The 13,286-nt window shown below is 54.4% G+C and carries 3 protein-coding genes (1 of these 3 only partly in view); all 3 read left to right on the top strand.

Annotated elements, in window-relative coordinates; genetic code table 11:
- Tightly spaced (each overlapping or abutting the next), the 3 genes in view from P6910_RS09150 to P6910_RS09140 form a layout consistent with a single transcriptional unit that may run on beyond the window.
- A protein-coding gene (locus P6910_RS09150; RefSeq protein WP_317145966.1) for a TcdA/TcdB catalytic glycosyltransferase domain-containing protein crosses the window boundary here: on the top strand, positions 1 to 7,064 show its final stretch. It extends 15,307 nt beyond the left edge of the window; 7,064 of the gene's 22,371 nt are visible here — the last part of the coding sequence; the start codon falls outside the window, past its left edge; it ends in the stop codon at positions 7,062 to 7,064.
- A complete protein-coding gene (locus tag P6910_RS09145; protein WP_317145965.1) occupies positions 7,003 to 9,093 on the top strand; it encodes a calcium-binding protein in 2,091 nt (696 codons plus the stop codon). Before P6910_RS09150 ends, P6910_RS09145 begins: the two co-directional genes overlap by 62 nt.
- On the top strand, positions 9,033 to 13,286 hold the full coding sequence (locus P6910_RS09140) for a calcium-binding protein (RefSeq protein ID WP_317145964.1): 4,254 nt from the start codon (positions 9,033 to 9,035) through the stop codon (positions 13,284 to 13,286). Before P6910_RS09145 ends, P6910_RS09140 begins: the two co-directional genes overlap by 61 nt.

Raw genomic sequence — 13,286 nt, 5'->3', positions numbered from 1 at the left:
AGGCATTCAGCAGCTTCCAGAGAGATGTCGAGCTGCTTATTAGAGTTATCAATAACGAGGGACCGAAAAACTATCGCCAAAATTTCCACAAGCGCAAGCCCCTGGAACCGCCGGAAAGCCGTACTTCGGTATTCTTACGAAAGAAGTCGGTTAACCTGAGTTCGGGTTTGCCTGTCCACTGGCAGTTAAACCCTCATATTCCTTGGAAGGAGTCCCGATTGCGGGTCGGGGATACGGCGGTCATCATTGAGCTTGGGATGCAGAATAACCATGCGATAAGCGATTCGTTCTTTGACGTGATCGTTACAGATCTGTATGGCATGAGTCTGGCCAAAAGTGTCGAGGCAGCTGATGCCGAGCTGTTTCGGGCTACCTGGTATGGAGAGGTCAGGTACCTGAGGCAACTGGGCAAAGTCGTTGGTTTCGGCCTTCGCAACGAATGGGTTTCCCTGCCTGCAATACGAAACCGGGATAATACCCTTGATAACATTGATACTCTTCTGGCTGGCAACCATCAGGATACTCTTGAACATTATTTTGGTCGGATGGGGTTACCTTCCAGCCAGGAAGACTTTGAACAGTCGATGAGATGGTTGTTCACCCGGGATACTGAATTGCTCTCATTGAGCCTGAGCAGGGTCTCGGACTACATTCAGGCAAACCGGGCTGATCCGAGTATTGAAAGCTTCGCCAGGGCACTGCGTGAGTTTGATCAGAGCCTGTCTGATAGTAACAGAGCCCGGTTCAGGGGGGCATTTACTCATCAACAGCTTGAATTATTGCAAGAAGTTCTGACCAATCAGATACCTGTTCAGTGGGAACTGATTAACTATTTAGACACACTTAAAGAATCGCTCAGTTCGACAGCCCCGGTAGCGGGCGCAAGCGGGTTTGTGCCATCAACGACCTATCAGCTGGTTGAGTCTGACAGCGAGGTGCACGCTGTTATGGAAGCCCCTGACCCGGATCCTCCAGGGGGACGTTGTCGGCGTGGGGTGGACGGATGCAAAACCCGCCAGCTTTTGACGGAAAGTCTGGCAGACCGCCCCTTTTTGGACATTGACAGTGGGGATATCAGCGACACCGATACCAGCAAACCTTATTACAAGGTTGAGTTCCTGACTCACAAGGGTGAATTGTATCGGGTGCTCAGTCGCTCAGGCAGTGATGTCACAGTGACGCCGCTGGGTGAGTCTTCGGTTTATGACAGTATCTTCGGTATTGATGACTCCCATTCTGAGCGTGTTATTCAGGCTGGGTCGGATACTGGCACATTCGTGGCGGTCAGGCGTTACTATGGTGAGGTTTATCAGCTGCTTTCGGAAGATGGCGGAGAGTATCGCGCCGTCAGTCTGCAACCTGGCGATCGGCTGTTAGCGTCTTACAGCAGTAACGGGGAAACCCTGATTCCGGTGCTGGAGAAAAACGACCATGGCCAGACGGTGTATGGCCTGAAGCTGGACAACGCTGCGTCAGATACAAACAGGTTGTTTAAACTCAACCCGTCAGAACCGCTGGAAGATCAGCTGGCTGCCGCCCGCCGGGCAGATCACTTGCTGTTAGATGACAGTGCCGAGCTAAGAACGCTGCCAGGCACCGATGACCGGATCGCCGTGATCCTTCCTGCCGATTACCGCTCCGGCAAGCCGCTGGCGACTCAGGCCGAACGGCTTCTGTCCGAACTGAGGGTCTTTGTGACCACCTCCGCAGGGCAGCGACTGGTCAACGCCCTGGGATTCCCCGCCGGTTTCATCAAGCCCGCCAGTATGACGGAACTGGACAGCAAACTGCTGCCCGGTATGGAGCCCCCCGATCATCTCCGGTTAGTGGTCAGGCTGGGCAGTCAGACGCCCGCTGACCGGGTGATACCCTATCGTCCCGGAGGCAGCGGGGAGGTCAGTGGTCAGCGGCTCGTGGTGTTGCAGGTGAATCCGGCGGTACTGGACGGGCAGCGCCACTCTACCAGTAATTATCTGGGGACGATGGCTTCTGTCCTGAAGGATCTGTGTCGGGCCGCACTGGCCAGCACGGACCAGGCGGGCTCACCGGCCATCGCCATGACCTGGTTGAAGGGGGAAAAAATCACCGGGGACCGAACGCTGCTGCAACTGGAAAACCAGTTTCGGGAGCAGTTCGGTCTGAAGGCTGTCAAGAGCACAGCTGCCGCACACACACCGGTTCAGACCGTCACTACCGCCGGTGAGATAACTACCGTGGAAACCGGCCAGCGGGTCCGGATTGCCTATCAAGCCATTGCTGATCCTCTGTCCGGCTTTGGTCAGCTGATCAGGGATGGGAATATGGAAACCCGTTCCCTGTTTCAGCGGGTCCAGTATCATGGCAACCAATGGGTTGACCGGTTGTCCGGCGCGAGTGGTTCGCTGAGCCATCTCCGTGCACTGTTAACACAGGTGGCCTGGAGCGGGCTGGTCAGCCGGGGGATGGTGGCTGCGCAGCCGGCGCTTCTGGCTGATCCGGTGGATGTGGTCGTGTCAATACTCGATGACACCGAGCTGAAGGCGCTGGCGGGGATTGATAACCTGGCCGGGCATCTTGAAGCGGTGCTCACCGATGCCCTGAAAGACCGGCGGGGCATCGCCTTCACGGAGGCAGAACAACGAGGTGTGTCCACCTGGTTAAGCCGTGTAGAAAAGGCTTTAACGGACGCACAAGCGGTGCGCACTGAATGGGGTGCCCCCGGACAGCTGCCTCTTGGCGAGGATTCCCGCCACAATGTGCCGGTCACCGATGGCAGCCGCAAAACCCTCGCCCTGACCAGCGCCCGGCGGCAACCGGTTACCCGGCTGGGTGATCAGCCTCTTATCGCCATTGAAAGCCAGAAAGGCCCCCTGTCCGCCCCGGCAGGGGATGAATTGACCGGTTTGCTGTCGCGGTTAAGACAGGAGTCGCCTGACAGCCCGCAGGCAGTGGCGGCTTTGCGGACGCAGCTGCAGTGGGTCCCCGCAGCGGCTGACCCGGATTATTACCGGGATGCGATCGAGCGAACTTTGTCGCCTTTATCCCCGAAGCAGGTGAGCCAACTGGATAAAACGCTTCTCGGGTTGCTCAGCCAGTCATCCCCGTCTGATGGTGAGGCACTGCTGGCGGAGTATTTTTTCCACAAACGGCTTAAGGGTCTGGAAACCCCAGACCCGGTCGGGTTGCGGATGAATGCCCTGAAAGCCAATGAGTGGTTTGATCTGCTGCAAAAAAATCAGCCACTGCCATCAGGCCCGGGCCGGGAGGTCATGGCTTTCATTCCCGATACCGGGATGGGGCGGCACCAGGCCCGGGTTCAGACCACCAATGGGCAAAAGACCTTCACACTGGGGCGCCGCGATGATCTGGCTTTTGCTGACCAGGGTCCCGGCTACGCCCTGATCCACAGCGAAGATCACCGCAAGGTCTTTCGCGTTGAGCTTCCAGATCGCTGGCCAGACCGTCTTTTGCAGATCAGGCTGATTGTCCATATGGAGCCTTATCGCAGGCTGGAACGGCAGGGCCGTATTGACAGAGAGCAATTACAGAACGACATTCAGCTCATTGCCCGGGGGATGGGTGAGTCACGTTTATCGAACCTTCTTCAGGCGCTGGTGCAACCCGTCAGAGACGCGGGCATTGCCGATGCCAGCCCTTTTAAAATAAGAATCAGCCCCCGGCCTGACTGGCCGTTGGTGGACAGCCGTGTCAGTGTGAATGAGGAAAACAGTGCCCAGGTCCTGTTATTGCTGGGCACAAAGGACAAGAACAGGCCGTTCATTTTCCGGGAAACCCTGACGAACCTGGTGGGTGCCAGTTTCTTGAAGGCTCTTGAGAACGGTGATGGACCGCTGTCAGCCTTGCGCCAGCAGGTGCGGCAGCAGTTCGGGATCAATACCGCGACACTGCCTGACGATGAGCCGCGCCCCCTGGGACTGACTCGCGAATACGCACTGACCCCGGTGGCTGACAAGCCTTCAGGCACAAGCCTCTATCGGCAACTGGTCGAAGGCCATCATAACCTGCTGTTAGCTGAAGGTACTGAAGCCGATTACCGCCGGGCAGTGGCGTATTTGGAGCTTCATGATAAAGCCAGGATTCAGGCAATAAAGGACAGCCTTTCTAAAGGAGAAATTAAAGTCAGTGACAGTGAGCGCACTCTTTTCAACAAGGTCGTCAATGAGAAACAATCCTCAGCTCCCCTGATTCCAGATCCCGGCCTTGATAATAACATCGCCTCGTATAGACCCCCGCCCTCCACCTCCAGGCAGGTCGACGCTGATTACCGGGCCTTCTGGACTGTCGGCTCCGGCATGGAATCCCTGCTCGACCCTAACCTGCTCGGGTTAAGTCGGGCGGCAGCGGAAAACTTCCTGTCCTATCGGGCAAAGGTGATTTACGAAGATTACGGGCTAAGGCTCGTTATCAGCGATTACCTGAAGTCGCTGGTGGTTCATTTTATCTACCGGAAGATGGATCAGGTTCTGGGGAGCAACGGGCAGCCAGCCAGCCAGATACACCTGGGAGTGACCGATGCGGTAACGGCCATATTGCCTAACAGCGATATCAAAGTTATCAACAATCTTAATTTGCCTCCCATTGGATCGGCGGCATCCATGGTCGCCGCATTGGAAAAAGCCTGCGCTTTTGTTGCCCGGGGGCTGGGCTGGGAGCGTTTTGACACTGGCCTGCTGGCCAATATGAATGAAGATGTGCACACCGTATTCCAGAAGGCGGTAAAACTGCGACAGCAGGTCGGAAGGTCGTTCCAGTTGCCTGTTCACCCGCAGCAGGACGTCCAGAGGTCTGTGCAGGCTTTACCGTGGCAGCCTGAGACCATTGAAACCATCGCCAGCAGTCCCCGACATGGGGTGATGGCAGACGGTGACAGGCGCTATCTGAAAATCACCCCGGCGGGCCCGGGCAATCCTTTCCCACTGATGTCCCCCCAGTCACAGGATGGCCTGAAGAGGCTGTTGCGCCAGCCCCTGAAACCGGGTGAAAACGCTGCAACCACTGAGGCTTACCTGTCACAGCTGGCACGCCATTATGAGACTTTCAGGGAACTGAAAGACATTGACATGACTGGCCAGGTCAATGCCGTTATTGACAAGATGGACGATGTCACCCGCCAGCGGTTTGCAGACAGTTTCCTGCACTATTTTCTGCACTATGCCCGGCAGTCAGCCATTCCGGCAGGTCTGGCCGAAACCATCGCTGGGAAGTTACTTGTAGCAGAGATCAGCGCGCTGGGTTCCCTGCCTGAAAAGATCTCTACCGGGCTTTATCAGCGGCTTAATGGACTGCTGAACCTGACCGGGAAAAGGACGTTTTCACTGACCTCTGGCAACCTGACGATGCGGGTGCTGACCGACCCTTCAATCACCGCCGATGCCTCCTACCTGATGCCTGCCCAACGCACCCTGGTGCTGGGCAATGGCGCTGCTGACAGTCCGCTGACCGCCGCGGCAGCACTGGCTCTGCTGCAAGCCGCCCAGGCACAGAAACCGGAGGATCAGACAAAAGCATTCCTGGCCCTGCAACAGAAGCGAATCCAATTGCCAGAGGGCATGGACAAGCTGTCGCCTGAGTCGTTGGTCAGCGAGTTCACGGTTAAAGAGGGCAAGCTGACGCTTTCCGGGCTGCTGGAACGTCTGACCAGCTTTATCGGGATGGCCCACAGGCTGAACCGGGAGGGCTCCTCTGAATCCCGCCTTCTGGCCAGGGAGATTCGCCAGAATGTGGCCGACAGCCTGACAGCACTCAGGAGCGATATTGATTTTGGCCAGATGACCGGCATCGTTGATATGACCGAATCTCATTTCCGGCAGGCCCTGCAGAAACTGGATAAGGCGGGTTTGCCAGCCGGTCAGGCAACACGGCTGCCCGATGCAGACTGCGTGCTGTGCAACGGCTCCGGACCGGTCAGGACGGCGATGGACCTGATGGACCGGATCAGCGGGCACCTGGATGCCATTGAGGTCAGTGATCGTTTCAACCATATCAGGCAGACTGCCGGTGACAAGGGGTTACTGGCAGACGCCTTCCTGCTGCTGGAACAAGGGCGTTTTGCAGCGGTGGCCACCGAGGATATTCAGGACAGCCCGGTGTTTCGCAAGAAGTTCCTTGATCTATTCCGGCAAACACTGACAGAGCAGCAGGGGCTGACGCCAGAGCAGGTGATTGACCGTGTTGTCAGTTCGCTCAATGACTCGGGCTACAGTGCTGACGATACCCGGTATGTAAAAGAGCAGCTGCTTAAAAACCAGGCGTTCATGGAGGGCTTGAAGACCCGCAAAGATCATCCCGGAGGGAGTGGCTTTGATGCCAACGGTCCGGGGGGCGGGTCGAAGAAGCGGCCCGGAAAAGTTACCCGCATGCTCGATAAGCTGGACAGAAGCAAAACATACGGGCGTATCAAAGTCGGTGTTGGCGCGGGGCAATCCATTGTAGGGCTTGCCAGTGGTATCCAGGCCATTGAGAATCTGAAGAAATACGGCCACATACTGCCTGATGAAACCCGGAACCTGGCCTATGCCGGGGCCGGCCTGGAGATTGGCAACTCTGTCTATGGCCTGGCGATGACCAGCCACTGGCTGGTGAGCAGTGGCAAGCGTCTGATCAAGGGGAGCGATGCCGCAGGCTCTGGTCTCAAGACCTTGAAGACCACCACCAGGGCGGCAAAAGCCTCAAGGGTCGTGACCAGGATGGTGCCGGTGGGAGGCAGTTTCATTGGTATTGCAGGTGCCGTTGTTTCCATCACCTCTAATGAGATGTCCGCCAGAGATGCAAGAGCGTCTGGCAACGATGCCCAGGCGACTTATTACGAAATGATGATCGCCCTGGATGCGATTTCGATTGCCCTGGATCTTGTCGGCATGGTGCTGGACTTTTTTCCACCGTTTGGTGTGATTGCCGACCTGGTCGGCCAGCTGCTCACTGTCATACAGACCGTTATCGCGGCATTCATGCCGCCCAACAATGCCCGGCAGGAGTTCGACGCAATAGTGCAAGGCGATGGCTTTGCACGATACATGGACAACATGGCGAAAGACTTCGAGAAAAAAAGGGTTTTCAAGGTTTGAGTACCATACCGATGCCACGGAGTTTCTTCACCAGAGCAAGTATGAGGATAACCTGGAAGAATTGTCGGTAACCCAAAAAAGATCACTGGCTGGTACCACAAAAGGCCTTGCCTTTACCGACCGGGTCAACCGGCGCCGTACAAAGATGGGGTCGAACCTGGAAGATTACATGCGTGGCGAGAAAGGCTACAAGATATTTTATGGTTTGGGTGGCAATGACACCCTGATCATCGACGAGGGAGAGCTGTACGGCGGGTCAGGCAATGACCGGTTGACGCTTGAGAAAGGCCTGGCGGAAGGGGGCGACGGCAACGATATTATCCGGATCATAAAATCAGGGACGGCGTTTGGGGACTCTGGTGATGACGATATCTGGATTGGTGAGTCAGGGGTAGCTTATGGGGGCAGAGGTAACGACATCCTCCGTTTGCCATATAACTACGGGCTCGGCTACGGCGGACCGGGTAGAGACACCATTATCAACGGCAGGATTCAGTACGGAGGTCCCGATGATGACCATCTTATAGACGACCTTGGCTACATAAAGCAGTTTGGTGGTTCAGGGAATGACCGGCTTGAACCGGGTTTGGGCAAGGGAATTCTTTATGGGGGATCTGGCAATGACACCCTGATTTTGCCAAGCGAGATCAAGATTCCTTACTTAAGGCACTCTCTATTCTACTTCATAAAACCGGAAACGCATTACTATCGCCTTAACTGGACGAAATCTGACACATTATTCGAGGTTAACCTGCAAACCTGGCACTGGGGTAACCTTTTTCCTGAATATCTGAAAAAACATGGAGTTAACCGCGACGCGCCGGATGGTAAGGAAACATGGAATGAACCATCCCTTTCACGCCGCTTCGGCATCAATGGCTATCAGTCCGGTTTTTCTGCTAACCCACGCGATAGCATGGAAGAAAATCTGCGCCCGGGCAGAATGTACATTGCCGAACTGTCATCGATAAAAGCGGATTACCATCGTGCAACCCGAGATAAAAAATTACCCCCCGAAGATTTGCTGACGGGGTATGACGCAAAGCACACAAAAGTAGAACGAATTTCTGATCACTATGGCCTTCAGACCTACTTTTACGTTGGCAGAGTCAAGTCCAAACACGTCCATTACGAGCATGAAAAAGTAAACATTGGCTATACAAAACTGGGTCATATGTATATTTCGGAACGGGGTGCTTACCTGTTGCAAACCAATGGGGATCTTTACTATTTCAGCAAGACCGGACTTAGGGAGCGCGGAGAAAGGCCCAGGCCCAATGACCCCAGCATCTTTTACGCGACGGTGATACAGCTGCTGGCAACCGGAGGGTCGATTGCCAATGTTGAAAATGTAGTAGGGTCGACGCAAGGTGTATCCGTGACAGGGACGGCCCAGCCCAACAATATTTACCTGTGGGGTGGTAAAAATGAGGTTCATACCGGGGGCGGCAATGACTTTGTCAGTGCCAGCAATGGCAACGGGACTAACTGGATAGCCCTGGGCCCGGGTAATGATCAGGCGCTGCTGGGTAATGGCTTGAACCGGGTCCATGGAGGTCCCGGCACGGACACCGTTTCTTACCTTGGCAGAAAAAAAGGTCTTAAGCTGGATCTCGCCAACCGCTTTAAGTCGGAGGGAGAGCAGCTGATAGAGGTAGAGGTCATCCAGGGCTCCCCTGGCAATGACACACTCTGGGGAGACCACGGTAATAACCTTTTCATTGTCACCAACGGTACCAATACCGTGGACCTGAGGGGTGGCAACGACACGGTGGTCGCCATCGGCGGAAGCACTTCTATCCGGTTACGCAGCGGTTTTAACACAGTGGTGCTGGGTGACGGTAAGGTTCAGGGTAGCCACGAGGTTTACACGGGCACTCACACAGACACCATCATGCTGCGTCCTGGCAGCCATCTAGGTCACCACCGAATTCACGTCCATAAACGTCAGGTGCCCCCGACCGGGAAATGGCCAGTGCTGGTCATTCGCTGGGGATTTTTGATCACGGGTGCAGCGACCATCAGATAGCCAGCCTGACGATCAATCCCTTTGACGAGAGCCTGAACCTGGCTCTTGACCCTTCAATGCCACATAAGCATATGAAGCTTGATTTTCACACTCCCGGTTTATCCGGCCTTGAGGTACATGCCAATACCAGTATTTACTGGGAGGAAGTAGCGGGCAAAAATGCTTCCCTGTCCATGACTGAGGCCCTGGCCAGCCTGAGGAACACCACCCTCTGGGGTTTTGTTCGTTTAGACAAAGCCAATTGCTGGGTCAGAAAGCGAGTGGATGACTATCGCTTTTCCACAGAGGCGATGTTGGCATTATTAAACCGTCACCCGGAAAAACCTTTGGGTGAATTTCCCCGGCAGCAATGGCGTAAAAAGACCAGGCTGCAGCGCCTTGCCAATGAGGGGGAAAAACTGGGCGCTGGTCTGCATCGGATTGGCAGCCAGGAAAGTCATCATATCAATCTGGTGATTGAGTTTGGTTTCGTCTCTGACCGTTGTACTCCACAGAATGGTTTTCTACGCAAACTGACCCTGGAGCTTGGCCAACAGCAGCTGCTTATTGAAGGTGCAGCTCCCGCCATTAAGAAGCATGGTGTCAGCTTTCTAAGGCCAAGGCACACACTGGGTTTAAAACTGGTTAAGACCCATGCGGACGGTCGCAGAAAACAACAGGGCCGCCAGACATCATTGGCCATGAAACAGATGTCAAAATGGACTGACTCGGAGCAATGGACCGAGCTGTTCCCCGGTCAGCCAATGGCGAAAACCCTGGCCATGCTGGAGCTGAATTATGGTTTTGATACTTATTTTCGTGACACATGCAGTGCCTCTCCCTCATACAACAGTTCTCTGATTTTGCCGGCGGTTCATCTTGACTTGTCTTCAGACTCATACTCTGGCATCCCCATCATACTGGGTAGTCCGGGTAATGATCAGCTGACGGGCAACCCGTCTACGGATAACGTATTAATTGGCATGGGAGGTCATGATCGTTTAAAGGATATGGGAGGCAATAACCAGTTTATTGTCGGCATGGGCAATACGACCGTTATTGCCGGGAAGGAGGGATACAATCAGTTAGTACACGACGAGCGTCTTTCTGTTATTTACGGTACCCGGCTTCTGCAGAAACACTCCAGAAGTCTTGGCGTCAAGGTTATCACCTCAACCTATCAACTGGATGGGATAGACGTCAATGTGACGAAAGGGATCGCCCAGACCCGATGGCAGAATACCGATGGAACCGGCCACTGGCGTTATCACCAGACTGTATTCAGTGGGATCGACCAGATGGCCGGGACTTCGGGAAATGATACCTACTTTGGCTCCAATGGTACGGATATTTTCAGCACCGGAGGTGGTTTGGACAAGGTGGACATGGGGGATGGAGATGATCGTCTCATCATTAATGCTCCCTGGCAAAGAGGCACCTCTCTGGACGGAGGAAGTGGTGCCAATACGCTGCTCTTTAACTTGCCCGTCAGTCGTGCTGTGACTGTCGGCCTGAAAAATAGTTTAACGGTCAGGAACTTTATCCTGGAGGACACCGGGAAGGGCAGGATCAAATTTTCCGGTGATGATAAAGATAATATTTATGTGTCCAGAGGCTCCCTGTACAGTTTTAATGGCAGGGGAGGAGATGACTACCTTTTTCTTCTGAAGCAGCCGAAGGTCACCCATTTAAACGGTGGTCCAGGCACCGACACGATAGATTTCAGCCAGATGACCATCGAGCCGCATTTTGTCCGGCTCAACCTGTCTTTAAGAAAAAAAACAGCGAGCCTTGCCTGTTCTGCAAGCGATTCGGGATCCTGCCCTCCTGATAAAAACGTCAAAGGTCATGTGTATTTTACGAACAGGTGGCCCGGATCACAGAACATCTTCGAAAAATGGCCGACAGCTATCAGTAATTTTGAGATTTTCAAGGGCCCCGATTCCGGCGATATTTTCAACATTCCGGCCCTTGCCGGGATTGTCGTCGATGGCGGGGGTGGCAATGATACTTTCAGAATTTCCTCTCCCCGCATCAAGGGCAACAGCTCAATCACCTCCACCATAGGAGGAGCTGGATACAACGAGCATTATGGCAGCCCGAAAGCTGACCGGATGGTGGCGAACCTGGGGCCTGACCTGCTTTCTGGCGATCTGGGGCCGGATATTTACGTTATTTACCCGCAGGCCAATGGCACCCAAATCGTTGACCGGGACAACGGGAATACCCTGGTATTGCACGGGGTGCAGCCTGAAAAGCTGGAATGGCGACTGACCGGAAATTATACCCGTCTGGATGTGAACGACGCCGGACACTTATTTTTCAGCATCCATTTACAGCACGTTCCCCATTGTGAGCGCAAGGATGGCAGCCTGGTCACCGGGCACTTTATCAACAGTCTGGAACGGCATATCTGGCGCCTGACAACGATTGCTCCGGGCAACAACGGAACCAGGCTGCTTAGCGGCAAAAAACTTCGAAATTACTATTACTCCAGGTTGACGGTTGATAAACGACTGGATGGCACTTACCGGCTTGGCAATATCACAGCACCGGTACATGGCGGGCCAGGTGATGACGTGTTCTTCATCTCGGGTACTGTCAAGCCGGGGGCCGGGCTGTTCGGCGATTCGGGCAATGATATTTTCCACCTCAAAAGCAGCGGTGCCAGTGTCCACCCCGGCTCCGGCAATAATCTTGTCAGTCTGGAGCTGGAGAATTCAAAGGAGAATGGCAGGGAAAATAGCGCCGTGAAACTGTTCTTTGCCCCCTCTTCGTTTAACCGTATTCGAATGGCTGGTGTCAGCCTTGCGGATGTGCAGGCAGCAAGCTGGCGTTCGCTGGAGCAGCGCAATGCCACTGACAGCAGTGACCAGGACCAGGTTCCTTGTCCAGCCGGTTTGTCACGCCTGATGCCGCCTCCGGTCACCGGCGGCCGTTTTTTTCTGGCAGCCCGGATTCGCCGGGGCCTGCCTCTCGGCTGGGGAACAGGGGCCGGGAGTACGCTGGTTCATTTTGCTGATGCTGGCGGCTCTGATGCCATCAGCCTGAGCCTGAAATCCGGGGGACTGGAGGTCAGGCTAACAGAGGGTGCCAGGGTCTTTCACAGAAGGGTCAGGCAATTTTTCAGCTCCCCACGTCAGCACCTGGCCATGACAATAGATGACAGTGGGTTTCTAACCATCTACCGGAATGGCCAGATTGCTTTGGCAACCCAGGCCTTCAAGCCAATCAGAAAAATTCGGGCGCTGAACTGTTATGCCCCTGACAAACTCATCATCAACCAGCGTCTGCCGTCGCCTGAAGGGATAAAAATGATGGCGTCCGGTGCCGACCCTCTAGTGAGAATGGGCACCTGGCAGGACCCTGACTGTATCTACACCAATGGCTGGCCAGACAGTCTGGAACTGGATGATGGCATTCTGGATAACAAGGAAATGATCGGTCAACGACTCGAGTCTGGTTATTCACTTTCAGAGCAAACCATCTCCGGCCATCAGTATGTAATTGATGAAAAAAGCTCTATTTACCGTTTCTCTGGCGATGATACGGGTAACAGCCAATGGCTTCTGGCAAACGCCACGGGCACGGCTGACCAGCTCGAGATTAACACCCATGACTGCCAGACGTTGCGCTATCAAAAGTCGGACGAGGATCTTATTCTGACTGTTTTAGCGAATAAGAATCTGTTGAAAAACAGCGAAAATAACACCAATCCGATCAATGCCACCCGGAGCCTTCGGGTGCAAGATTTTTTCAGCGGGAAAGGCGAGACCGTTGAGCGCCTGATCGTCAATAACCGGGTGCTTAACATGAGCGAGGTGCTTGCGAAAGTGGATACCTCACAGCCAAATGGCACGCGCTCACTGAATGAGAGCATGGCAGAGGGTTCATTGGCCACTGGGGGTGAAGGCAACCGAAACCAGTCCTTTCTGAACAAGGTCATTCGCAGGGGCAAACAGCTGTTGAACGACCTGAGCAGCCTGTACAGAGATAATAAAGACGACGATGAATTAGTAGTAGATCAGGGTGAGCGACCCACAACGGCGAAGCTGAATGAAACAGAACTGAATCGACACTACCAGCGAATGATTCAGGAGCTCAACACCCTGACAGGTAATCGCAGTGGTCAGAGTCCGGCGTTTATCCCATCGGCAATCCAGGGCGCGATGCAGAACCTGACGACTCCGCAACCTTCGACTAGGATAGGATAG

It is taken from the genome of Endozoicomonas sp. 8E (genome assembly GCF_032883915.1).
Taxonomy (GTDB): Bacteria; Pseudomonadota; Gammaproteobacteria; order Pseudomonadales; family Endozoicomonadaceae; genus Endozoicomonas_A.
Note: the sequence above shows the minus strand (reverse complement) of the source record. Positions and strands in the feature narration are given on the sequence as shown.

Coding starts and splice junctions, on each gene's coding strand:
- P6910_RS09140 (WP_317145964.1), top strand. CDS start 9,033: ATGGCCAGTGCTGGTCATTCGCTGGGGATTTTTGATCACGGGTGCAGC.